The organism is Bacillus sp. NPDC060175 (assembly GCF_042728695.1).
In the GTDB taxonomy this organism is placed as follows: domain Bacteria; phylum Bacillota; class Bacilli; order Bacillales; family Bacillaceae_G; genus Bacillus_A.
The window spans coordinates 12,457-35,024 of the sequence record NZ_JBHWYR010000020.1; the positions used below are offsets into that span (position 1 = coordinate 12,457).

At 34.5% G+C, this 22,568-nt stretch carries 25 protein-coding genes and 3 pseudogenes; 6 read left to right on the forward strand and 22 right to left on the reverse strand.

Annotated elements, in window-relative coordinates:
* Positions 1-51 precede the first annotated feature (51 nt).
* The 4 genes from ACFWDE_RS12415 to ACFWDE_RS12430 all read right to left on the reverse strand — a co-directional run bounded on the left by ACFWDE_RS12415 (position 52) and on the right by ACFWDE_RS12430 (position 3,906).
* Positions 52-1,902 (reverse strand): sigma-54-dependent Fis family transcriptional regulator, encoded by a 1,851-nt coding sequence (locus tag ACFWDE_RS12415; RefSeq protein ID WP_377892620.1) that lies wholly within the window; start codon positions 1,900-1,902, stop codon positions 52-54.
* Between the two features lie 310 nt (positions 1,903-2,212).
* Positions 2,213-2,554, reverse strand: coding sequence for an NIPSNAP family protein (locus ACFWDE_RS12420; protein ID WP_377892622.1), 342 nt, complete (start codon positions 2,552-2,554; stop codon positions 2,213-2,215).
* On the reverse strand, positions 2,527-3,123 hold the full coding sequence (locus ACFWDE_RS12425; RefSeq protein WP_377892623.1) for a GNAT family N-acetyltransferase: 597 nt from the start codon (positions 3,121-3,123) through the stop codon (positions 2,527-2,529). Before ACFWDE_RS12425 ends, ACFWDE_RS12420 begins: the two co-directional genes overlap by 28 nt.
* A gap of 15 nt (positions 3,124-3,138) precedes the next feature.
* Entirely contained in the window at positions 3,139-3,906 is a 768-nt protein-coding gene (locus ACFWDE_RS12430) for a DeoR/GlpR family DNA-binding transcription regulator (RefSeq protein WP_377892625.1), read from the reverse strand.
* Positions 3,907-4,157: 251 nt separating this feature from the next.
* Here ACFWDE_RS12430 and ACFWDE_RS12435 point away from each other — a divergent pair, with 251 nt between their 5' ends.
* On the forward strand, positions 4,158-4,649 hold the full coding sequence (locus ACFWDE_RS12435) for a hypothetical protein (RefSeq protein ID WP_377892627.1): 492 nt from the start codon (positions 4,158-4,160) through the stop codon (positions 4,647-4,649).
* Positions 4,650-4,746: 97 nt separating this feature from the next.
* On the opposite strand, the pseudogene ACFWDE_RS12440 reads toward ACFWDE_RS12435, so the two are convergent.
* The 8 genes and pseudogenes from ACFWDE_RS12440 to ACFWDE_RS12475 form a co-directional block, all read right to left on the reverse strand.
* Positions 4,747-4,947: pseudogene (locus ACFWDE_RS12440) on the reverse strand (DUF4085 family protein); the annotation flags it as partial.
* Positions 4,948-5,017: 70 nt separating this feature from the next.
* Entirely contained in the window at positions 5,018-6,397 is a 1,380-nt protein-coding gene (gene lpdA, locus ACFWDE_RS12445) for a dihydrolipoyl dehydrogenase (RefSeq protein ID WP_377892628.1), read from the reverse strand.
* 15 nt (positions 6,398-6,412) lie between these two features.
* The gene (locus tag ACFWDE_RS12450; protein ID WP_377892630.1) at positions 6,413-7,612 is read right to left on the reverse strand and encodes a dihydrolipoamide acetyltransferase family protein; all 1,200 of its coding nucleotides are present in this window, start codon (positions 7,610-7,612) and stop codon (positions 6,413-6,415) included.
* A gap of 27 nt (positions 7,613-7,639) precedes the next feature.
* The gene (gene acoB, locus ACFWDE_RS12455; protein WP_377892632.1) at positions 7,640-8,674 is read right to left on the reverse strand and encodes an acetoin:2,6-dichlorophenolindophenol oxidoreductase subunit beta; all 1,035 of its coding nucleotides are present in this window, start codon (positions 8,672-8,674) and stop codon (positions 7,640-7,642) included.
* Positions 8,675-8,691: 17 nt separating this feature from the next.
* Positions 8,692-9,690 carry an acetoin:2,6-dichlorophenolindophenol oxidoreductase subunit alpha gene (acoA, locus tag ACFWDE_RS12460; protein ID WP_289403999.1) on the reverse strand — a complete coding sequence of 333 codons (999 nt, stop codon included), beginning with the start codon at positions 9,688-9,690 and terminating at the stop codon, positions 8,692-8,694.
* Positions 9,691-9,859: 169 nt separating this feature from the next.
* The gene (locus tag ACFWDE_RS12465; protein ID WP_377892633.1) at positions 9,860-10,339 is read right to left on the reverse strand and encodes a DinB family protein; all 480 of its coding nucleotides are present in this window, start codon (positions 10,337-10,339) and stop codon (positions 9,860-9,862) included.
* Between the two features lie 41 nt (positions 10,340-10,380).
* Positions 10,381-11,577, reverse strand: coding sequence for an MFS transporter (locus ACFWDE_RS12470; RefSeq protein ID WP_377892635.1), 1,197 nt, complete (start codon positions 11,575-11,577; stop codon positions 10,381-10,383).
* A gap of 123 nt (positions 11,578-11,700) precedes the next feature.
* Positions 11,701-12,660, reverse strand: a complete 960-nt coding sequence (locus ACFWDE_RS12475) for a helix-turn-helix domain-containing protein (protein ID WP_377892636.1) — start codon at positions 12,658-12,660, stop codon at positions 11,701-11,703.
* A gap of 136 nt (positions 12,661-12,796) precedes the next feature.
* Here ACFWDE_RS12475 and ACFWDE_RS12480 point away from each other — a divergent pair, with 136 nt between their 5' ends.
* Complete coding sequence (locus ACFWDE_RS12480; protein ID WP_377892637.1) at positions 12,797-13,642, forward strand: oxidoreductase; 846 nt, start codon at positions 12,797-12,799, stop codon at positions 13,640-13,642.
* A 94-nt stretch (positions 13,643-13,736) separates the two neighbouring features.
* On the opposite strand, the gene ACFWDE_RS12485 is transcribed toward ACFWDE_RS12480, so the two are convergent.
* The 6 genes from ACFWDE_RS12485 to ACFWDE_RS12510 form a co-directional block, all read right to left on the reverse strand.
* Positions 13,737-14,120, reverse strand: coding sequence for a DUF4181 domain-containing protein (locus tag ACFWDE_RS12485; RefSeq protein WP_377892638.1), 384 nt, complete (start codon positions 14,118-14,120; stop codon positions 13,737-13,739).
* 23 nt (positions 14,121-14,143) lie between these two features.
* Positions 14,144-14,581: an NUDIX domain-containing protein gene (locus ACFWDE_RS12490; protein WP_377892688.1), complete on the reverse strand. Its 438-nt coding sequence runs from the start codon at positions 14,579-14,581 to the stop codon at positions 14,144-14,146.
* Positions 14,582-14,642: 61 nt separating this feature from the next.
* On the reverse strand, positions 14,643-15,008 hold the full coding sequence (locus tag ACFWDE_RS12495) for a DUF4181 domain-containing protein (RefSeq protein ID WP_377892689.1): 366 nt from the start codon (positions 15,006-15,008) through the stop codon (positions 14,643-14,645).
* A 14-nt stretch (positions 15,009-15,022) separates the two neighbouring features.
* The gene (locus tag ACFWDE_RS12500; RefSeq protein WP_377892639.1) at positions 15,023-15,859 is read right to left on the reverse strand and encodes a PP2C family serine/threonine-protein phosphatase; all 837 of its coding nucleotides are present in this window, start codon (positions 15,857-15,859) and stop codon (positions 15,023-15,025) included.
* Positions 15,843-16,334, reverse strand: coding sequence for an HIT family protein (locus tag ACFWDE_RS12505; RefSeq protein WP_377892640.1), 492 nt, complete (start codon positions 16,332-16,334; stop codon positions 15,843-15,845). The genes ACFWDE_RS12500 and ACFWDE_RS12505 overlap by 17 nt, the downstream gene beginning before the upstream one ends.
* 97 nt (positions 16,335-16,431) lie before the next feature.
* Entirely contained in the window at positions 16,432-16,602 is a 171-nt protein-coding gene (locus ACFWDE_RS12510; RefSeq protein WP_377892641.1) for a glycine zipper domain-containing protein, read from the reverse strand.
* A 195-nt stretch (positions 16,603-16,797) separates the two neighbouring features.
* Here ACFWDE_RS12510 and ACFWDE_RS12515 point away from each other — a divergent pair.
* A pseudogene (locus ACFWDE_RS12515) lies at positions 16,798-16,965 on the forward strand (hypothetical protein); the annotation flags it as partial.
* Positions 16,966-17,014: 49 nt separating this feature from the next.
* Here the strand turns inward: ACFWDE_RS12515 and ACFWDE_RS12520 are convergent.
* Both ACFWDE_RS12520 and ACFWDE_RS12525 read right to left on the reverse strand, forming a co-directional pair.
* Positions 17,015-17,851: an ABC transporter permease gene (locus ACFWDE_RS12520; protein WP_377892642.1), complete on the reverse strand. Its 837-nt coding sequence runs from the start codon at positions 17,849-17,851 to the stop codon at positions 17,015-17,017.
* A pseudogene (locus tag ACFWDE_RS12525) lies at positions 17,844-19,049 on the reverse strand (quaternary amine ABC transporter ATP-binding protein). The gene ACFWDE_RS12520 and the pseudogene ACFWDE_RS12525 overlap by 8 nt, the downstream one beginning before the upstream one ends.
* 171 nt (positions 19,050-19,220) lie before the next feature.
* Between ACFWDE_RS12525 and ACFWDE_RS12530 the strand changes: the two are divergent.
* Positions 19,221-20,078: a glycine betaine ABC transporter substrate-binding protein gene (locus ACFWDE_RS12530; protein WP_377865454.1), complete on the forward strand. Its 858-nt coding sequence runs from the start codon at positions 19,221-19,223 to the stop codon at positions 20,076-20,078.
* A 46-nt stretch (positions 20,079-20,124) separates the two neighbouring features.
* Here the strand turns inward: ACFWDE_RS12530 and clpP are convergent, their stop codons facing one another.
* Together clpP and ACFWDE_RS12540 are read right to left on the reverse strand one after the other, a co-directional pair.
* A complete protein-coding gene (gene clpP / locus ACFWDE_RS12535; protein ID WP_002147396.1) occupies positions 20,125-20,706 on the reverse strand; it encodes an ATP-dependent Clp endopeptidase proteolytic subunit ClpP in 582 nt (193 codons plus the stop codon).
* Positions 20,707-20,726: 20 nt separating this feature from the next.
* On the reverse strand, positions 20,727-21,413 hold the full coding sequence (locus tag ACFWDE_RS12540) for an RNA polymerase subunit sigma-70 (RefSeq protein WP_377892643.1): 687 nt from the start codon (positions 21,411-21,413) through the stop codon (positions 20,727-20,729).
* 143 nt (positions 21,414-21,556) lie between these two features.
* On the opposite strand from ACFWDE_RS12540, the gene ACFWDE_RS12545 reads away from it, so the two are divergent.
* The gene (locus ACFWDE_RS12545) at positions 21,557-21,877 is read left to right on the forward strand and encodes a 2Fe-2S iron-sulfur cluster-binding protein (protein WP_002147392.1); all 321 of its coding nucleotides are present in this window, start codon (positions 21,557-21,559) and stop codon (positions 21,875-21,877) included.
* 4 nt (positions 21,878-21,881) lie between these two features.
* Positions 21,882-22,544: a ribose 5-phosphate isomerase A gene (gene rpiA, locus ACFWDE_RS12550; RefSeq protein ID WP_377892645.1), complete on the forward strand. Its 663-nt coding sequence runs from the start codon at positions 21,882-21,884 to the stop codon at positions 22,542-22,544.
* The last annotated feature ends 24 nt before the right edge of the window (positions 22,545-22,568 follow it).

Genomic DNA, 22,568 nt, shown 5'->3' on the forward strand with positions numbered 1-22,568 from the left:
TCCGACAGAACGTGAGCTCATAAAGAAAAAGTAGATTACAAAAATCTACTTTTATAGCCTGAATTTTTGCATTCTCTTATAAAACGTACTCCGAGGCACATCTAATAACTTTGCAGCTAAAGATACATTCCCATTCGTCTTATGCAATGCTTCAATCATGCTATCGCACTGTATTTTTTCACGAAAATTCAACGTATGTTCCTCTTCATTTTCAGTTTGCAACTCAAGTTGTTTTTGCTTTCCCATCATCGTCTGTAATAAAAATGAGATTTGTTTTTCGCATATTTCCCGTCCTTGCGACAAAATGTAAATACGTTCTAGTACATTTAATAATTCTCTTATATTTCCTGGCCATTTATGTTGTGAAAATTGCTTGCAAATGCTAGTAGGGAATTGAACATTCCAATGCTTTCGCTCACAAAAATCTTGTATAAAATACGGGATGTCTTCATTTCTTTCTGATAATGATGGAACGTATATCGGATAAACGTGTAAACGATAATATAAATCTTGACGGAATTTCCCTTCTTCTACTAATCGTAATAAATCTTTATGTGTTGCTGTAATAACACGAATATTTATCGGGATTTCTTTTGAACTTCCTATCGGCGTTACTGTTCGTTCTTGTAAAACACGTAATAATGCCACTTGCATTTCTGGTGGAACTTCTCCAATTTCATCTAAAAAGATTGTTCCTCCGTCCGCTTGTTCAAACTTTCCTTTATAACCTTGACGTCGTGCCCCTGTAAACGCTCCTTCAGCATAGCCGAACAGTTCACTTTCCATTAATTCTTTCGGCAATGAACCACAATTAACAGCTATAAAAGGGCCATCTTTTCTTGGGCTATTTTCATGAATTGCTCTAGCAACATACTCTTTTCCTACACCTGTTTCACCACATACGTATACACTAGCATCAGTCGGTGAAACAAGCTGGATTTCTTTTAACGTGTTATTAAAAGAAGGGCTCGTCCCAATGACACCTGAAAAATGTACTTTGCCATTTATTCGTAAAGAACCATATATGTTTGAACTTCTATTTTCTTTTAAATAAATACATTTCCCTATCATTCTATCATTACTATATACAGGTACTTCTAATTTTGACATCATTCCATTCTGCAATAAGTCCACTAGTCTCATCCGCGACCAATTTGAAACTTGCTCACGTACTCGTTTACTTGCAGATACAACAACATCACGATGATTACAAATAACAACTTGTTCATCACTATCAATTACATCTAGAAAACGGTGAATTAAATGTAGTTCGTTTTGATGTACACGAATGCTACATTCACGTTCAATTGCATGCGCAATTGAAGTTACCATGCCAAGCATATACGGATGCGAAAACTCAATCGGACATGAAAAATCAAGAACGCCAATTAATTTCCCATCATCATTGTGAATTGGAGCAGCCGCGCAACTCCAGCTATGAGAAGCGACAGAATAATGTTCTGTACCACTTATCATAATTGCCTCTTCAATTTCTAACGCTGTACCAATAGCATTTGTCCCAACCGCAGCTTCAGTCCATTTCACACCTTCAATGAAATTAATGTGTTTCGCTCGTTTTAACGTTTGTTTATTGCCACTTAATGAAAGTACATATCCATCTGGATCAATTAATAGTGCCATCATCTGTAGTTCATCTATTGTTTTATTCATATTTTGTAAGTGAGGTAATGCTATATCGAGGAAAATCTCACTCTTTAGTTTTTGATCTTGAAAAATATTATGAGTCAAAATATTCTGACCTTTGTTCATATGAGGATTTACATTCGCTTGTTTACAACGATGCCAGGATTCTGAAATTCTTTCATTTATACGGTTTGAATCAAGAACACCTTCATCCACAAATTTTTTCCATGTATGTAAGTAAAACGGTGAAACTAACATTGTATCATCTCCCTTTTAATTGTTTTGGAGATTTAAAAAACATACTTTTATTATAAAACCGGGTAAAAGCGTTTTCAATAACATTGAGAAGATGACACAAATATGTTATTAACTTGAATATCTTAATGATTTTTTTTATATTTTTTAAATAAAACTATATTTTGTATAACTGATCCTAGTAAAATACAGAACCAAAACCACTTTATCGGATTATTATTAAAAAAGAATATTACCACCGCAACGATAAATAAAATAGTAGATGCTAAACTAATAAATAATTTCGTTCTTATTTCCATTAAATTTCACTCCTCTATCGCTTTACAGTACATAGCAACTCTTCATTTTCCATCTCCATTATGTACTCTCGTAAAACGTATTCCCTCCCGCCATATTTATCATACCAATCACGTATTCTTTTAACGTGCATTTTATCATTTCTAATTTTCGTTTCAATTTCTATATAATCTTCATAACTATCATATTCCCATATTGTAAATACTTCAGTTGTACCATCATTATTATCTTTCATCCAGCGTCCTATTAAACGAGAACCATGCTTTAATTGGTTAGGTAAATTCGTGTTATTGAAATGATCATTAAATATTTCTACGAATTCATTTTTTACTATATAGTACTTCCTTCTGTAAAACATATTTCTTCACCTCTTTTATGAGAAGTATCGTTAAATCTGCCCATGATAACCGTATCGTAATACTTACCATCCGACAGCCTCTTATCATTTTTCAGAACGCCCTCTACTTCAAATTCTAATTTTTTATAAAGCTGAATTGCTTTCTCGTTTGTTTCTAACACTTGTAACGCTATCTTTTTCACTTCATTTTCGTCAGCCCAATTGATAGATTGTTGTAATAGACTCTTACCAATTCCATATCCCCAAAACTCTTTTAAAATACAAACGCCAAACTCAACCTTATGGGACAATCTCTTTAAATCAGATCCTTCACATCTTGAAAATCCAACGATTCGATTGTGCACTTCTGCAACTAAAAATAGATTTTTCATTTTTTCACTATCAGTTTTGATTATTTTTTGAAACCCCTCCGTATCTATTAATCCCTCTCCGGCCTCTCTATCCATATTTTCAGTTTCTCCATCAATCTGTACTCGTATTTCCGATAACTGATCTGCATCTTGGAAAGTTGCAGATCGAATTGTATAATCTAGTCCATTTATATGAAACTCTTGCTCTTTTATAATCATTGCAAACTCCTTTTGTTATTCAGTAGATTGGGCTATTACCAATTTTTTATCCTGCTTCTCAAACTCTTGAATTACTTCTTTATGAGCTTCTTCATCTGTTATAATAAGATCAATTTCTTTAAGGGATTCCCCTTTTATAAAACAATCAATTCCAAGTTTATTATGGGGTGCTAAACAAATATTTCTTCGAGCAATTTTGCTTACTGTTTTTCCGAAATGAGCAACTTCCGGTGTTGAGGTACTTATACCATTTAATGAAATGCCACCACCTGTAGAAAAATAAATATCAATAGTAAAACTACTAATCGATTCGGAAGCAAGTGTATCTGTAATATTCCCAGAAGGCTTTACCTTACCACCTATTAAATACGTATCAACATCTTTATCTTCCCGTAGTTGACTAGCTATTTCTATAGAATTCGTGATAACTGTAAATGATATTTCAGGTAAATATTTTAGCATTGCATAATGGATAGAAGCCCCGCCAATAAAAATTGAATCACCTTCTTTTATATACGAAGCAGCCATTTTTGCAATTGCTTCCTCGTATATTGTACCTTCACTATAACGTTTAGATGGTTCCGCAGCTAAGTTTCTCACTCGAGCAAGTTCAATGGCACCTCCGTGCGTTCTTTTTAATAAACCATCTTTCTCCATTATTGACAGATCTCTTCTTATAGAATCGATAGACATATCGAACCTTTCCGCAAGATCCTTTGCGATTACTCTTCCATCTTTCTTAAGCAATTCTAAAATGTTCTCTCGACGTTCTTCAGTAAACATGTTTTCACCACCGTTATTGAAGATTCAGAAATTTAAACTTTATGTTAATTATATGCACGTTTCTTCCGTTTTACAATATTTTCAATTCTTATTTTTCCAGCTTTATGCGAGTTTTTTCTCTCTTTTTACTTCATTACTTTTAATACCAAATAAATGTATATTTGTATATTCCATAAAAAGACTTCTATTTATTTTCCTGCTGATGTAAAATTATTCCTATGTTTTACTTTTTAATACAGAAAGGAATTACTATGAAATCTTTAATCAAAGTAACTTGTACAGCATTATTATTTACAGGGATAATGGCAGGATGTAATGGAAGTGGTACACAAAAACAAGAGAAGAGCGCTCTCGAAAAGAATGCAATGCACTATGGGGAAATCTTTAAAAACGAATACTATAGAGCAACAGTCGAAAATGCAAAAATTGAAAAAATTGATAAAGAGTGGCGCCTTACAGCTCGTGTTACAATTAATAACGCTCGAGCCGATAAGGAAACTATAGATCTTTCAGAAATAAAATATTTCATTAAAGATGAAAAAACTGGTAATAAATACGAAGGCGAAGTTATACACAATGAGAACGCTGAAAAGGTTCCATCTGAGTTCTCTTTAACTACTGACATTTTATTTAATATGAAAACTTTACCAAAAGATTTAAATAATATGTATTTGTACATAGATAGTAAAGTTGCTCCATTAACAAATACATACTGGAAACTTGATAATCTAGCATCAAAATAAAAAAACAGTCTTTAATGACTGTTTTTTTTATTATCGAACTTGTAAATATCATCTACAGAGACTCTCTTTATTATTAGTTAATATACATGTATCTAAGTCATTTTTTCTCAAGCAATACATCCTTTGCACAAATCTTCACTTCTCTAAATGGACAATCAAATAAAACACCCAGTTCGAGACCATCTTCAGTAAGCTCTATTTCATGGTATAGCCACCAAGCACCTTCAAAATTTTCCGGTATAGAACATTTCGTCACTCCTGTAAAAGTTACTTGAAGTTTATCGAAAGCACTAAAAGTTATAGTTCTTTTATAAATATTGCATTGAACACTAGAAAGACCAGTCAATTTAAGACTGGTCTTTTCACATTCAAGCATGCACAGCATGTCCTACTGCCTGAAGTAATGCTTCATGAATTGCTTCAGATAAAGTTGGATGTGCTGCAATATAATCTCTCATTATATCAGCAGTTACTTCTGTATGAATCATAACCGTTCCTTGTCCAATTAATTCCGTTGCACGAGGACCAATAATAGAGATTCCTACAATTTCTTGATATTTAGACTCCACAATGACCTTTACTTTACCCGTTTGTTCTCCTATAATAAGAGCTTTTCCATTAGCTGTAAATGGGAATTCTCCTATGAGGATATCACCATATTGCTCACTTGCTCCTTTTTCGGTTAAACCGACACTTGCAATTTCTGGACTTGTATAAATACAACGTGGTACAGCATGATAATTTACTTTCGCAGCTTCTCCGCACGCGTGTAATGCTGCCGTCGTTCCTTCATGGAAAGCCACGTGAGCAAGTTGAATACCTCCAATAATATCACCCGCAGCATAAATATGTGGTACATTCGTTTGCATATGCTCATTTACAGTAATCCCTTTATTTGAAAATTGAACTCCTGCCTTTTCTAAACCTAATTGTTGCACACGTGGTTTTCTGCCGACAGATACAAGAACATACTCTGGAGATATTTCATGAATACTATCTTTATATTCAAACATCACTTGCTTTTTATGATTATTTAATCCTTTTAAAGCTGCCCCTGTGAAAATTTCTACGCCGTCATTTTCTAGTTTTTCTCTTAAAATGCTTGCGATATCTTCATCTTCACCAGGTAGTAATTGCGGTGCCATTTCAACAATCGTTACTTTCGTTCCAAGGCGACTATATATACTTGCAAATTCACAACCTATTACACCACCGCCAACGATAAGTAATGAAGCTGGTATGTTTTCAAGAGATATTACATGGCTACTATTTAAAATCCATTTCCTATCAAATGAAGCAAACGACAGTTCGATCGGTTCCGACCCAGCCGCGATAATAAATTGATCCCCATCTACTATTTCTTCTTTGCCGCCTTGTAATACGTGCAAGCGATGATCCGTTTCAAATTCCGCCTTACCTTTTATTACTTTAATTTTGTTTTTCTTCATTAAATATTGTATACCTTGGACGAGCTGCGTAACGATTTGTGATTTTCTCGTCTGTATTTGTTTCCAATCAATTGATACATTCTGCTTATCTACTAATACTCCAAAACGATTCGCATAATTAACAATATCGTATACTTCAGCACTCTCTAACAATGATTTCGTAGGCATACACCCGACATTTAAACACGTTCCACCAAGGTCAGCTTCATCAATAAGAACAACTTCTTTACCATTTTGAGCAGCAGTGATTGCTGCTACATAGCCAGCTGGTCCGCCCCCGATTACAACTAATTTACTCATTTTCTCACCTTCTTTTTATAGAAGAATTGTTACAGGTTCTTCTAAATATTGTTTAATTGTGCGTAAAAATGCAGCTGCTGGTGCACCATCTAATACACGATGATCGAATGTTAAACTTAATGGTAACATGCTTCCTTTTTGCAATTCTTCCCCTTTATATACTGGAACGTGTTCAATTGCGCCGACACCTAAAATACCAGATTCAGGTGTATTTAATACCGGTGTGAAGTATTCAATTCCAAAGCTTCCTAAATTACTAATTGTAAATGTCGTTCCTTGCATATCATCACTACTTAAACTACCCTCTCTTGCTTTTTGTGCAGCTTTTTTAATTTCTTTAGATAACTCTACTAAAGATAAATTATTTGCAAAGCCAATAGCTGGAACGACTAATCCATTTTCTAACGCTACTGCCATTCCTAAATGCACATGCTCAAATTGATGAATTGTATCATTTATATAAGCACTATTCATTTCTTTATGCTCCTGAAGTGCTAATACAACAGCACGAGAAACAAAATCTGTAATTGTTAATTTATTTTCATAGCGTTTTTGCACAACTTCAGCCATATTTTTATGTAAAGCAACTAAATCTGTAACATCTACTTTCATCGTTAATGTTAATTGCGCACTATTTTGTAAGCTTGCATGCATACGGTTCGCAATTGCTTTTCGCATACCAGTAATAGGAATGACTTTACTTTCTTCTTGTTCAAGTACTTCTGGAATTGCTACTCTTTCTTCAAGCGCCTTTAATACATCTACCTTTGTAATTCTTCCGCCAGGTCCTGTACCAATTAATGATCTAATATCGAGATTTTCAGTTTTTGCAATTTTCTTTGCTACTGGAGATATTTTAACTCTTTGCTTCGTCACATCTATCGCATATGGTTCTGGATGTTGTACCTTTTTAGGTTCTGGATTAGATGTTTTTTCTTCTACAACATGTATGTTTTCATGAACTTCTACTTTTTCGTCCGGTTTACCGATGTAGCAAATTACAGTACCCGGCGGCACTCCCTCATCTTCACTTACAGCTATATCAAGAACAGTTCCATCAGCTGGTGCTTCTATTTCAGTTTCGATTTTTTCCGAGTTAATACTAGCAATTAGTTCACCTTTTTCTACATTATCACCTGCTTTAATATTCCAGCTCGTAATAATACCTTCTTTCATCGCCATACCTAACTTCGGCATTACAACTTCTACAGCCATGTTTCTCTCTCCCTTCTCATCGTTTTATTACACATGTAATAAAGATTGGTCTCCGATCATTTCTGATACAGTTTCAATTACTTTCTCCGGCGTTGGTAAATATAACTTTTCAAGTGGTGGCGAAAACGGAACTGGTGTATGTGGTGCTGTAATTCGTTTAATAGGTGCATCTAACAAATCGAATCCTTTATCCGCTACAATTGCCGCAATATCTGTTGCGATACTACATCTTGGATTTGCTTCGTCAATAACAATCAGGCGATTCGTCTTTTCAATAGATGCTAAAATCGTATCTTCATCCAGCGGTGATAAAGAACGTGGATCGATTACTTCTACTTCGAGTCCTTTTTCCGATAATTGCTTTGCAGCTGCAAGTGCTGTATGAACTTGTTTTCCAATTGCAACGATTGTTACATCAGAACCTTCACGTTTAATATCTGCTTTTCCTAAAGGAATTGTATAGTACCCTTCTGGTACTTCGCCTTTCATATTGTAAAGTGTTTTATCTTCAAAGAAGATTACTGGGTCGTCATCTTCAATTGCCGCTAATAATAAGCCTTTTGCGTCATAAGGAGTGGAAGGAACGACAACTTTTATACCTGGAATGCTCGTAAATAACGCATATAAACTTTGTGAATGCTGTGCCGCTGCGCTAAATCCAGCACCGTGCATCGTACGTACTGTAACTGGCACTTTCGCTTTACCACCGAACATATAGCGGAACTTTGCACCTTGGTTTAATACTTGATCAAGACAACTTCCGATAAAATCATTAAACATTAATTCAGCTATCGGACGTAAACCTGTTGCCGCCGCTGCCATCGCCGCTCCCATATAACCCGCTTCTGAAATTGGAGTATCTAAAATACGATTTCGGCCAAATTCTTGTACAAGTCCTTTCGTAACACCGAGTACACCGCCCCATGCTTCATCATCTTGCAAGTGATCCACTTGTGCACCGCCTGCAACATCTTCTCCGATTAAAATTACATTTTCATCACGACGCATTGATATTTTCATCGCTTCATTAATTGCCGTTGACATACTTACTGTTCTAGTCATTATTTTTCACCCTCCTCTTATTTGTAAGAAACGTATACATCTTTTAATAATTCTTCATCTTCCGGATATGGACTGTTTTCACTAAATTCAATTGATTGTTGCACTGCTTCATCTACTGCCTTTTCCATATCCACAAGTTCAGATTCTGTTAATAAAGCTTCATGAATTAAATGCTTACGGAAATTCACAATCGCATCTTTTTCATTTAAATGTTCTTCTTTTTCTTCTGAAGTTTTATACGTTTGCGCTTCACCTTCGAAATGACCGTAATTACGATATGTCATACATTCAATTATTGTTGGACCACCGCCATTACGCGCACGTTCTACTGCTTCTTCCGCCGCTTTATACACTGCAAGTAAATCTTTTCCATCTACTTGAACACCTGGAATATTGTAAGCTTTCGCTCGATCTGCAATGGAATCACAACTTGACGCATATTCAAATGTCGTTGCTTCACCGTAACAGTTATTTTCTGCGATAAAAATAACTGGTAACTTCCAAATCGCTGCTAAATTAACCCCTTCATGGAATGTTCCTTCATTATTTGCTCCGTCACCGAAGAAGCAAACACTTACATCTTTCGTTCCTTTATATTTAGCTGTTAATGCTGAACCGCAAGCAAGTGGAAAACCTCCGCCTACAATCCCATTCGCACCAAGCATTCCTTTATCTAAATCGGCAATATGCATTGAACCACCTTTACCTTTACATAACCCTGTCGCTTTCCCAAAAAGTTCGGCCATCATGCCATTTAAATCACAACCTTTTGCGATACAATGGCCGTGACCTCTATGCGTACTTGTAATACTGTCACTATCTGTTAAGTGGGCACATACACCAACTGCTACTGCTTCTTCACCAGCGTATAAATGAACGAAACCTGGCAGAACGCCTTGCGCGAACAATTCATGCACCTTGTCTTCAAACTTACGAATCTCTAACATTTTTTCATACATCCAACGAGCTTGTTCTTTCGTAATTTCATTCCCTTTACTTTCAGTTGTTTTTAACATGTCCAGCCCTCCTATTTTCTTGTTCATCTTTTATATTGCAAGTACTGTGCCAAATTCTAATCCCTGATTTAATAGGTTTTCTCTTTTCTTTCATAATAAAAAAGTGGACAAAATGAGACATCTGTCTCGTTTTGTCCACTTTTGTTCACCTAATTTGAGAATTATTATCTTATTCATTATCAAAACTCTTCTGTAATTTCCGAATGTAAATAATTTGACCAATGTGATACGCGTTATGAGTCGTTACATTAGCTAATACTTCCCACCACTTCGCAGATACAGGAAATCCAATTACATCACTTTCAACCTTGTCTTCATTTATGAGACTTTGCCATTGTAACAGTTTCTCTAATAGTTTTTCTCTTAACTCTTCAAATGTTTGATTATCTGATAGCATAAAACTTTTGTTATTATCACCAATAGCGGGCACAGCATTAACATTTGATTCTTTGTACCTAGTTTGCCACGTCGTATTCCAATACAGTAAATGTTGTACAATTTCAGCTATACTATTACACTCTTCATTCGGTTTCCAAAAAGCTTCTCTCTCAGATAAATCCTTAACTGCATCTGAAAATGGAATATACCAACTAGGATCATTCGCATTTGCTAATAACTGATCTGCTAATACGTCTTTAACATGGCACACTTTGCTTCCCCCCGTTAAAAAGATTCATTTCATGACAATACTCACTTCTCTATATACGCTGAGTTTGCAAGATCCCCTCTTTTTAGTCTCAATCCCATACATATGCACATAAAGAAACCGAAAGCACCTAATCCATACGCTGCTGTATAACCAATTTCCCCAATAATCCATCCCGCAAGTCCTGGTCCGATCATTTGACCAACTGCATAGAAAACGGATATAAAACTAATTGCCATTGAGACATATTTCGGAGATACTTGCTTTGAAGCAGCAACTTGAATTAATAAAAGGATACCTCCGAGGCTGGAACCCCAAATAATTGCCGATATGATAAAGCCAATGATATGTCCAAATATAATTGGAATCATATCACCTATTACAGCTAATAAAAGTGCAATACATAACGTCTTCTTTATACCAATCCGATCCGAAATCAATCCCCAGACAGGAGCTCCTACGATTGAAAACATTCCTGCAATCGCATAAACAGTTCCCGAAATTGATGCCGCAATACCATTATTAATCATAAAACTAGTTTGATATAAATTTGGAATTAAATAAACAACGCCCACAATAAAATACATCCATGCAATGATGTATAGCTCTTTCGTTTTCCATAAAAACGACTTATTATTCCTTTCCCCCTCATCTTCAGTAACTTCTGGATTTTTCAAAACAATTGAGGCAACGAATACAACAATACATGTAATAACTCCAAACAAGAGCCATGAACCACGCCAACTATACTCTGGAAATGTACGTACTATATAAGGAACAATTATTCCACTAAATAGCATGCCTATGCCAGCACCGCTTAATAACAGCCCCATTGCAGTTCCTCTTTTTTCTGGAAACCATCCTACCGTTATTGACATGAGTGGTGTATATACAAGAGCACTTCCAGCTCCAGAACATAGCATACAAATAGAGGCTATCCAAAATGAGGAAACAAATGCTAATCCTATTAAACTTATAACGACGAGCCAACTTCCTATTAATAAAACTGATTTTGCTCCAAAACGGATAGTAAGTATTCCAGATGTTCCGACTGTTAATAAATACCCTAAAAAGAGTATAGTTCCTAACATACCTGCTTGAGCTGTAGATAAATGGAGTCCTTCTTGCATAAACGGCAATATAATTCCATATGCCATACGTGCAAAACCCGTCGTTGTTATAATAAGAAACATTCCTGTTAATACAAATATCCAAAAATGACTTTCATTCCGTTCTTTCATTTAAATTCCTCCATAAAAAGTTATTTCCAATTGGATGTTGTTTATAATTATAATGACCATTACAAAAAGCAACTACCAAATGACGGAGGAATTTACGGTATAGCGGATTATTCCTGTTTTACGTTAATAAATACGTAAAAGTTCTGATGGATTCATTCCATACTTTTTACGAAATAACTCTGAAAAATGACTGACATTATTGTATCCAACTGCAAATGCCGTTTCGGTCACATTACTATTTCCCGAACGCAGTAAATCTATCGCATGTTCCATACGCTTTTCTCGTAAATATGCAAATGTGGACATCCCAAATAATTCTTTAAACCCAATTTTTAATTTATAATCATTTAACTCTACTATTTTAGCTAATTCTAATAATGATGGGGGTGATTCCATTCGTTGAAGTAAAATTTCTTCAGCCTGTTTTATTTTATTCAAATCCTGTTTTGATAATTGACTCCTTTTATTTGCGTCACAATCATTAAGCAACACTCTCCCCAAATGTATAGAAAGCAATTCGAGCGCTTTACTTTCTAATTCTAGTTGACTAATACGATCCTTTGGGGGATGCTCTATCATTCTCTTAATAAGATTAGATGTTATAGAATCAATTGGATTTTGAAATTTTTTAAAAGATTGATTTCCTAATATAGAATGAAAATCAAGACTTTTTTCAATAGCATTATTCATCATGAAATGATTAAACAATTGTACAGGAATCCCAATCGCTAATGAATATAGAGGCGTTTCTTTTTCATATTCAAATACTACATCAAAATCATTCATAAAATATAAATAGCTATTTCCAGTCATTAATTCATACGAAGAATGACCAACTTGCACTCCTCCGAACCCTTGTAAACAAAAATTAAGCTCCACCATTGCTGCATCAGATGCAAACTGGATGCGATGGTTATTATGAAATTGATAATTTGATAACACAATTTCCATACCTGAAAATGAAGTCCATCTTCGTATTTCACCCATACCTATTGTTTTTGGAACATTCATATGTCTTTCCTCTACAACTTGTAAACCATAAAAATATTTATGAAAAATATCATGAAAACCGTTAGTCTCCATGAAACCCACACTCCTTTTATGTGAAAATCAAAATTTAATTGATAATTATTTTCAATTATATCAAATATCTTTATACAATAAATAGATTTTCTCTTTATAACTCGTTATGATAAAAGAAAAAGAAAGCGAGCGAACAATGAATAAAAAAATCGCGATTATTACAGGAGCATCAAGTGGATTCGGACTTTTAACGACACTTGAGCTTGCAAAAAAAGACTATTTTGTCATTGCTACAATGCGCAATCTTGAGAAACAAATAGACTTAATATCTCAAGCTACTAAACTCGACTTACAACAAAATATTAAAGTGCAACAATTAGATGTAACAGATCAAGGTTCTATACATAACTTCCAATTATTTTTAAACGAAATAAACAGAATAGACATTCTCATAAATAATGCAGGATATGCAAATGGGGGCTTTATCGAAGAAATCCCAGTGGAGGACTACCGTAAACAATTTGAAACAAATCTTTTTGGAGCTATATCCATCACGCAACTTGTCTTACCATATATGAGAAAGCAGAAAAGTGGAAAAATCATTAATATAAGCAGTATTAGCGGGCAAGTAGGATTCCCTGGTCTATCTCCTTACGTTTCTTCAAAATATGCATTAGAAGGCTGGAGTGAATCCCTTCGCTTAGAAGTAAAGCCTTTCGGAATAGACGTTACCTTACTTGAACCTGGTTCTTATAACACGAACATATGGGAAATTGGTAAACAACTAGCTGAAAACAAATTTGAAACAACTTCCCCTTACAAAGAATATATGGATAAAATTCAAAAACATATTAATAGCGGAAGCGATACATTAGGAAACCCGATAGATGTTGCTAATAAAATCGTTGAAATTGCAGAATCCAAGCGAACTACATTACGATACCCAATTGGGAAAGGTGTAAAATTTATGATCTTTGCGAAGAAGATTCTGCCTTGGAGATTGTGGGAATTTCTTGTTTTGAGGAGTTTTAAGAAGATGTAACTTTAACGTAAATAATAACCATTTATCATCGAACAGATAAATGGTTATTATTTACTTCATCATTTCATTATTTGTACCATCAATAATCATTTTATTATGTCGCAGGTGGAACGAAGTAAAATAGCATCGAAGTCATAAAAATAAATGTAAATACTCCAATTATCGAAAATATATACTCTTTCGATTCTCTATCATACTTCCATTCCATCAATGCTCTTAAGATTAACGTACCCCCTAAATAAGTGAAAATGACATAAGCAATATTAACACTTTCGAATTTAAAGATAAAAATAAAACTAGTTATTAAATAAATAAAAAGTAGTCCTATTTCCAATTTTTTATGTAAACTATTTACATGCTTCTTATATCCCCAAAAACCACTCTTTGGCATATTCAATTTTTTTCTTAAAAACTTATCAAACAAATAGACAGCTATACAAAAAATAATAGTTATAATCCAAAAAGTAGAAGTTCCCATTATCATCCCTCCTATTACTTCATTTAATTATTTGAAATAAAGTGGACTACATTACGGTTATCCTCTTCTAAATAACTTACGATTCCTTCAGGAAATTTGGGCTTCTCCTTTAATGCCTCTAGACTTTTCCATATTAAAATAATATCCTCATGCTCTTTATGCCTTATTTCATTTGTAATGATCTCTTCAACAGTCCCCCAATGTATCAATGTAAAATGATGACCTTTTTCGTTGTTCCACTCAAAAATTTGCTCATTTACAATTGCTAACTCTTGAACATCAACTTTCAAATCGTATTCTTCCATTAACTCTCGAATTATTGCTTCTTTTGCTGTTTCACCAAATTCAATAGAGCCACCTGGAAAACGATAAAATGATTCGTTCTCATCACATTGAACAAGTACTTTAGAATGATCTTCATTTAAAACCATTGCTTCTGCACGTAATCGAGGGCTTTTCATTTCTTCTCTCACTTTAATTGCTCATTATATGACATTGCTATAGGGCTGTAATCAATACGTATTAAAGAAGAAAATATACAATAATCCCCGTTATCATTAACGATACAGCCCCACCTAAGGACATCAAAAACTCCCTCGATTCCCTGTCATATTTCCATTCCATATATGCATCAAAACTATATAACGTAATTAAAAACAGAAAAGGTAGAAAGCCCATGTATAGGGGGTTTGAAAGAGAAGAACATATAATAATAACCACTATATAAGAAAAAATAATAATTCTGTTTCCCCATTTATGAGACTTGTTCACATATTTATTATTCCATCCTTTTTGTTTCGGTATATTCAGCTTTTTTCTCACTATATTTTCTAAAACAACTAAGAATAAGATCCATAAAACTAATACAATTACTTTCACATGAAACAGAGAGGTACCCTCCTTTACTTAATCGTTTGGATTTTCTCCGGCTGATCACTCGGATACGTAGCATTCCTTTTATTTTCAACGTCCCAACTAATAATTGTCGCACTATCTCGTCCGAATTGATGATGAACGTGTTCTAAAATGTTAACAACACTCTCTTTAAGACTTTTATTATTTCTATTCATGTCACTATATAGATTTTCAGAAGTCTCATATCGTCTTTCTCCGCATTCTAATACCCCATCTGTCACCATTACAATTCGATTTTTCCCAGTACGTAATTCACGAATTCCTGACGAATAGCAAGGAACGGGTAAATCAAATGTGTTTACATTTCCAATCCATTCGTAAAAGTGGCGTTGATTCAATGTATATTGTCCTAATTTATGTAATTCATCATGAAATACATAAACTAAGCAATCACCTATGGAAAGCCACCATATGTAATTTTCTTTTCTTACGCATATTAAGCAAGCAGTTTCACCTTTTACTCTTTTACAGTTTTCTTTAAATGAGGAGGATTGAAAAATTGTAAGTATATGATTTTCAACAGATCGAAATACTGTTTTAATTGATTCTTTCATAATCGCTTTTATATTTTCATATTCTTTTTGGATTGTATTTACTACTAATTCAACACTTTCTGCACTATTATGCCCGTCTAATATAACGGCGAATTCCCAATCACCATTCGACCAAACTAATGCACCGTCTTCATTCTTTTTTGCTCCGGCACTTATATTTCCGCCGTATTTACCAAGTACAATATCACCATATTGCTTGACTGAAACTTCGTCTAAACACATTTCTCTACTTCCAACCCATGAATATTGTGTATTATTTGTTGTATGCATACTCATTCACCATATACTTTCGTATTCTTTCGCATAGTTTTTTTATTTTCTCTGAATCTCCATAGGGTGCACCAGTCCAATTTGCTATTTCAGTCGGTGACCAAAACTCTTTGGGTGTATTTGGATAACGCGGTATAATGTGCATATGCATATGTGGTACACCATTACCTGAAACGAAAGTATAAATATGTTCTGCTCCTTCGCTTTCTTTTAGCGCTTTACTTACTCTACTTGTTATCAGTCCGAATGCCTTTGCCTCATCTTCAGTTAATTCAGCGAGACCAGGTACATGTCTCTTTATATCAATCATTACATAACCAAGATATGTTTCTTCTGCATCCCAATGGACATGTCCAACGTAAATGAGTTCATCTTCGTAAATAGCTCCACCTGGAACTGTAATGTTTCCTCTATGCTTTTCGCAAATAAAGCAATTTTGTTCTACTTGATTGTTAGTTGACATATCCATCACCATCCTTTTTATTTATAATATCATAAAAAAAGGAAAAACAGGATTTGTATTCCGAAAATTCTTTCTTTTAATACGGCAATTTTTGAAATAAATTTACACCTCATTCTTTCTTCAAAAATGCAATCCCAATTATGATCCCAATCACAATTCCGATTACTAAATTTTTTGTAAAATACCCCTGAAATACACCGATTACAATCCCTATACCGACACCTATTGCCAAAGCATCATTTCTTTTTTTATTTTTAGCCAAAATTGCATCTCCTCTCATCATTTCTCCCTAAATTACATACATTCACTATCTCATTTGAATATTTCCAAAAAATGTACTTTAACTTTACATATAACATTTTCCATTTTCTGTACATACTCCTTTTATAATGAAAAAATTTCAAGTAACCATTAATTATACATAGGCATTTACTATAAGAAAGATCAGTAATTTATTTAAGGAGGAACGATTCAAATGCATCATGATTCACAATATATGATGCAGCGTATCGCAAGTCTTGAAAGCCAATTAGCGAAATTAATCTCATTAATAGAAGAAAATAATCATTTAATTAAATCAATGGAACAACAGCAAAACCAGGTTTGTGCACCAGCTGGCGGTTCTGTTATTGTACGTATGTGATCTTTTCAAACAAAAAAACACACTTTGTATACTAAAGTGTGTTTTTTTGTTATCTTCTTTTTTGATGAAATCCTTGTGTAATGCGGTCCAATATAATCGCAATGACAACAATGGCTAGTCCCGCTTCAAATCCCATTCCGATATTTACTTGTGTGACGGAGCGGTATACATCAACTCCAAGTCCTGGTGCCCCTACAAGTGAAGCCGTTACAACCATTGATAACGAAAGCATAATACTTTGGTTCACGCCAGCCATAATCGTTCCGGTTGCCAGCGGTAATTGTACTTTAAATAGTTTTTGTGATGCTGTGGATCCAAATGCATTCGCTGCTTCAATTAAATCTTCTGGAACTTGTCTAATCCCTAGGTCTGTAAAGCGAATTGTCGGCGGCATAGCAAAAATAACGGAAGCAATAATACCAGGAACAACTCCTACACCAAAAAACGTAATGGCTGGTATTAAATAAACGAATGCTGGCATTGTTTGCATAAAATCTAATGTCGGTTTTGAAAATTTTGAGAAACGTTCATTTTGAGATGCTAAAATGCCAATTGGAATTCCGACAATAATTGAAATAATAACAGACGTAAGTACGAGTGCTAATGTTTGCATCGTTTGTGCCCAGTAGTTAATATTTAAAATAAATAATAATCCAATGAGCGTAAAAATGACTAAAGATAATTTCCTCGTTGTGTACCAAATGAGGAAGCATAGGATGATAATCATCAATATGGCTGGTATTATTATTAAAAAATTAGTGAGTAAATCAACGAATCCACCGATAATATAAGAAAATCCTCGGAACAAGCCTTCAAAGTGCTCATATAAACTCGCAACAAATGAATCAACCCATTCCCCTAATGGAATACGCGGTATACTATTCATCGTCTTTCACCTCTTCCTCAATGTTACCTGCAAGAGCTTGAATGACACTTTCACGTTTAATAATTCCTCTTAGCCTTTTCTTCTCATCAATTACTGGTAACGGATATTTCATCTCCGCCATTTTTGCATACGTTTCCTCAAGTAAAGTATCTAAATAAACGTGCGGAATATCGTTAAGTAATAAATCAGCAATTGGCCACTGTTTTTGCATTGCTTTACTCGCATCATCTGCGGTTAATATACCTAAGAACTCATACTTTTTGTTTACAACATATACTGTAGAAACACCCGCATTCCTCATAATTTGAAGTGCGACACGAGGTCCACGGTCAATTAATAAAGTCTCCGGTCGTTTTAATATAGATTACGCCGTAATTACTTTTCCTAAATTCACGTCCGCCACGAACTTCTCTACAAATTCATTGGCAGGGCTCATCATAATTTCTTCCGGCGTTCCAATTTGAACGATTTCTCCATCTTTCATTAATGCGATACGATCTCCAATGCGAAGCGCTTCATCTAAATCGTGTGTAATAAATATAATTGTTTTTTCCATTTTATCTTGTAGCTCTAACAATTCATCTTGCATTTCTTTTCGAATTAATGGATCTAATGCACTAAATGACTCGTCCATTAGTAATACATCTGGATTATTCGTTAGTGCCCTTGCGATTCCAACACGCTGCTGCATACCACCACTAAGTTGACTTGGGTAATTATCTTTATGATGATCTAGCCCTACTAACTGTAGCGATTCTAACGCCTTATTTTCTCGTTCCTCTACTGGAACTCCTTGAATTTCTAACCCGTACGCAACGTTTTGTATCACTGTACGGTGCGGAAATAAAGCGAATTTTTGAAACACCATGCTCATCTTCGTTCTTCTCACTCTTCGTAACTCTTCTTTTCCCATCGTTGCGATGTCTTCACCATCTATGTATATATGCCCCGCTGTCGGTTTGATTAATTGATTTAGCATTCGAACTAGCGTTGATTTCCCGCTACCGGATAAACCCATAATAACGAAAATTTCTCCGGTGTATACTTCAAACGTTGCCTTTTTCACACCAACGTTCATTCCTGTCTCTTTTAAAATTTCGGATTTGCTTTTTCCTTCTTTTAATAAGGTAAGCGCTCTTTGCGGATGTTTCCCAAATACTTTTGTTACATTTTCAACACGTACCTTTGTATTATCCATGTCACTACTCCTTTTCTACCCATCTATTTACATAGTGTTGCGATTTTACAAAGAAATATTACATAAAAATGACATTCATAAGCTTTCTTTAAAATTTTCGTTTCCGTTCATAATAAGAATGCTTACTTATACATTTATTTAAAGAGGCAAACGTTTCTTAGGAGGGTTTCAATGAGAAAGAAAATATGGCTTATATGCCTTGCATTATTTATTACTATGATTTTCACTTCATGTAATGCAACAAATGCAAATTCGAAAGGGAAAATTAAACTTGGTGTAACAAGTTGGAAAGAAAATATTGCAACTGCAAACATGTGGAAAGTTTTATTAGAAGAAAAAGGCTATAAAGTTGAGCTCATGTATTTAGAAAAAGCTGCGATTTGGACTGGTGTTGCTCGTGGTGATGTCGATGCAAATTTAGAAGTATGGCTGCCTGTTACGGATAAACCGCTAAATGCTCGTTATAAAGATGATATTGTCTTAAAATCAAAATGGTATGAAGGCACTGGACTAGGTTTAGTCGTCCCTTCTTATATGAAAAACATAAACAGCATAGAAGATTTAAACGCACATAAAGATGAGCTAGATAATAAAATTGTTGGGATTGAACCAGGTAGTAGCCTTATGAATTTAACGGATAAAGCAATGAAGGCATATGATATAAAATTAAAACTTGTCCAATCTTCAGAAGCTGCGATGATGAGCGAACTAAAGAAGGCGTATACGAAAAAGAAACCAATCGCTGTTACGCTTTGGAATCCGCATTGGGGATTTTCAGAATTTGACTTAAAATATTTAAAAGACCCTAAGAAAGTATATGGTGAAAAAGATGACATTTATTACTCAGTTCGTAAAGGTTTCGAAAAAGATCATCCGGATATTGTAAAATACTTTGATCAATGGAAAATGAACGATGAACAACTAGGTACTTTAATGGTCATGCTAAATAAAACGAAAGATCCGGAAGAAGCCGCGCGAAAATGGATTAAAAAAAATCAAGCTTTAGTTGATGAATGGGTAAAAGAATGACAAAAACAGGCTAGGGAATTTATCATATTCTCTAGCCTGTTTCATGTTATTTTTTCTCAATAACTGCATCAACAATTCCATATTCCTTCGCTTCTACTGCCGTCATAAAATAATCTCTTTCTGTATCATGAGCTACCTTTTCTACTGGTTGCCCTGTTCGATCAGATATGATTTTGTTAATATCATGTTTTAACTTTAATATTCTTTTTGCAGTAATTTCAATCTCCGTTGCTTGCCCTTTTACACCGCCGAGAGGTTGATGAATCATGATTTCACTGTTAGGGAGCGCAAATCTTTTTCCCTTTGCGCCAGCTAATAGTAAAAGCGCACCAAATGATGCCGCAAAACCCATACAAAGTGTTTGCACATCTGGTTTAATAAGGTTCATCGTATCTAATATTGCAAATCCCGCTGTCGTTGAACCGCCCGGACTATTGATATACAGGAATATATCTTTTTCTGCATCTTCCGCTTCTAAAAATAATAATTGTGCTACTACACTGCTTGCAACTTGATCGTTAATTTCTGAACCAATCATAATAATTCGGTCTTTTAATAATCTTGAATATATATCATAGGAGCGTTCTCCTAATTTCGTTTGTTCTACTACGTAAGGAATTGCATTCATATTAAATCCCTCCATCTATTTTATGCCGCACTAAGCATACAACTGTAAGAAGAAGGTTTTTTCATACTGAATAATAACACCGGTTGTATTGATGGTAACTTAGTAAAGTCTATTGTTGGGAGAAGTTTCGTCAACAATTCAGGTCTTTCTTCACGAATAGAAGTTACAACGATCTCAACATCATCCGTGTACTCCACTATTTCAATGCCTTCTTCACTTACAGTTTTCAGCCTATTTCTACTCCTAAATAACGATGCTTTCACTGCACCTTCTGATACCGAACATACTTTAGCAATATCCGCGATACTATACTGAAAAACATCTTTCAATAATAAAATTACAGATTGTTGCACATTTAACGAAGACAATACTTTCCCTACCATTTCATGCAGATCTGCAATTTTCCCATGTGGTTCTTCAAATGTATTTTGCTGTTCTAACTTTTCTTGAACGGATTTTGATTTCATTTGATCTAACCATTGATTTCGAGCAATTTTATACAGAAGCGTTATACAAATTTCCTTCTCACTATACTTTTGAAGAACTTTGCAAATTGCTTCTTGGGCAAGGTCTTCCCCATCCCATTTGTTTTTCGTCAAAAACGTACAGTATCTTTTTACCTCTGCATAATGTTCAATTAAAAAATTTATATTTGAATGATTCATATCGATATGATCCTTTAAAACTGGAGTTACTTTTGTGCACAAAATAACCACTCCTTTTCAGCGCTTACTTATTAAACGATTGAACAAATAAAAAAGTTACGGGGCTTATAATTAATTTTATGTTTATGTTCATGAATACGGGTCATAAATATGTTATATAGCATTTTACATGAGGAGGAATCAATTTGCCAAAATTAACAGTTGAAGGTACTGGAACTTTTGATGTTGAAGAAGGGACAAAACTAGTATTAGCACTTGAAGATAACGGTGTACACATTCTTCATCGTTGCGGTGGCAAAGCAAGATGTACAACTTGTAGAGTTGAAGTCATTGCAGGTGATTTTTGTGAAGCTACAAATGATGAAAAACAAGCTATTACGGAAAAAGGAATTGAAGACCACTTACGATTATCGTGCCAAATGCGTGTACATAAAGATATTACTGTGCGCCCAATACTTACAGTTGAAAGTTCCGGTTTAGATGCTGGACCACGTCCGGCGGAGTAAAAGGATGAATTTAAAACAGCTAGCCGGTGAATATGCTGCTGACTTTGTAAAAGATGGAATGAAGGTTGGACTTGGTACGGGTTCAACTGTATATTGGACAATACAAAAGTTAGGTGAACGTGTGCAAGAAGGGTTATCCATTCAAGCTGTACCGACATCAAAAGAAACTGAAGTATTAGCAAAACAACTAGCTATTCCTTTAATCTCTTTAAATGAAACCGACATACTCGATCTTACAATCGATGGTGCAGATGAAATCAATAATGATTTACAATTAATAAAAGGTGGCGGTGGTGCATTACTTCGCGAAAAAATTGTCGCTACCTCCTCTGAAAAGCTTATAATTATTGCAGATGAATCCAAAATCGTTTCACATTTAGGCACTTTTCCACTTCCTATTGAAATCATCCCCTTCTCTTGGAAACAAACTGAAAAGAAAGTTCAATCTATAGGATGCGAAACACGTTTACGTATGAAAGATGGTGGACCATTTATAACCGATAACGGTAATTTCATTATTGATTGTATTTTTACAAACAAAATATTGAATCCAAATGATACAAATAAAGAGTTAAAGATGATTACCGGTGTAGTTGAAACAGGATTATTTATCAATATGACGAGCAAAGCGATCATCGGAACAGAAAACGGTATAAAAGAATATTAATCATTTTAAAGGCTGACTTTTTCA

Excerpts from the sequence above, each read along its gene's own strand:
- ACFWDE_RS12415 (WP_377892620.1), bottom strand. The coding sequence starts at position 1,902 with ATGTTAGTTTCACCGTTTTACTTACATACATGGAAAAAATTTGTGGAT.
- ACFWDE_RS12420 (WP_377892622.1), bottom strand. The coding sequence starts at position 2,554 with ATGTTTTACAGAAGGAAGTACTATATAGTAAAAAATGAATTCGTAGAA.
- ACFWDE_RS12425 (WP_377892623.1), bottom strand. The coding sequence starts at position 3,123 with ATGATTATAAAAGAGCAAGAGTTTCATATAAATGGACTAGATTATACA.
- ACFWDE_RS12430 (WP_377892625.1), bottom strand. The coding sequence starts at position 3,906 with ATGTTTACTGAAGAACGTCGAGAGAACATTTTAGAATTGCTTAAGAAA.
- ACFWDE_RS12435 (WP_377892627.1), top strand. The coding sequence starts at position 4,158 with ATGAAATCTTTAATCAAAGTAACTTGTACAGCATTATTATTTACAGGG.
- lpdA (WP_377892628.1), bottom strand. The coding sequence starts at position 6,397 with ATGAGTAAATTAGTTGTAATCGGGGGCGGACCAGCTGGCTATGTAGCA.
- ACFWDE_RS12450 (WP_377892630.1), bottom strand. The coding sequence starts at position 7,612 with ATGGCTGTAGAAGTTGTAATGCCGAAGTTAGGTATGGCGATGAAAGAA.
- acoB (WP_377892632.1), bottom strand. The coding sequence starts at position 8,674 with ATGACTAGAACAGTAAGTATGTCAACGGCAATTAATGAAGCGATGAAA.
- acoA (WP_289403999.1), bottom strand. The coding sequence starts at position 9,690 with ATGTTAAAAACAACTGAAAGTAAAGGGAATGAAATTACGAAAGAACAA.
- ACFWDE_RS12470 (WP_377892635.1), bottom strand. The coding sequence starts at position 11,577 with ATGAAAGAACGGAATGAAAGTCATTTTTGGATATTTGTATTAACAGGA.
- ACFWDE_RS12475 (WP_377892636.1), bottom strand. The coding sequence starts at position 12,660 with ATGGAGACTAACGGTTTTCATGATATTTTTCATAAATATTTTTATGGT.
- ACFWDE_RS12480 (WP_377892637.1), top strand. The coding sequence starts at position 12,797 with ATGAATAAAAAAATCGCGATTATTACAGGAGCATCAAGTGGATTCGGA.
- ACFWDE_RS12485 (WP_377892638.1), bottom strand. The coding sequence starts at position 14,120 with ATGGGAACTTCTACTTTTTGGATTATAACTATTATTTTTTGTATAGCT.
- ACFWDE_RS12490 (WP_377892688.1), bottom strand. The coding sequence starts at position 14,581 with ATGAAAAGCCCTCGATTACGTGCAGAAGCAATGGTTTTAAATGAAGAT.
- ACFWDE_RS12500 (WP_377892639.1), bottom strand. The coding sequence starts at position 15,859 with ATGCATACAACAAATAATACACAATATTCATGGGTTGGAAGTAGAGAA.
- ACFWDE_RS12505 (WP_377892640.1), bottom strand. The coding sequence starts at position 16,334 with ATGGTGATGGATATGTCAACTAACAATCAAGTAGAACAAAATTGCTTT.
- ACFWDE_RS12510 (WP_377892641.1), bottom strand. The coding sequence starts at position 16,602 with ATGAGAGGAGATGCAATTTTGGCTAAAAATAAAAAAAGAAATGATGCT.
- ACFWDE_RS12520 (WP_377892642.1), bottom strand. The coding sequence starts at position 17,851 with ATGAATAGTATACCGCGTATTCCATTAGGGGAATGGGTTGATTCATTT.
- ACFWDE_RS12530 (WP_377865454.1), top strand. The coding sequence starts at position 19,221 with ATGAGAAAGAAAATATGGCTTATATGCCTTGCATTATTTATTACTATG.
- clpP (WP_002147396.1), bottom strand. The coding sequence starts at position 20,706 with ATGAATGCAATTCCTTACGTAGTAGAACAAACGAAATTAGGAGAACGC.
- rpiA (WP_377892645.1), top strand. The coding sequence starts at position 21,882 with ATGAATTTAAAACAGCTAGCCGGTGAATATGCTGCTGACTTTGTAAAA.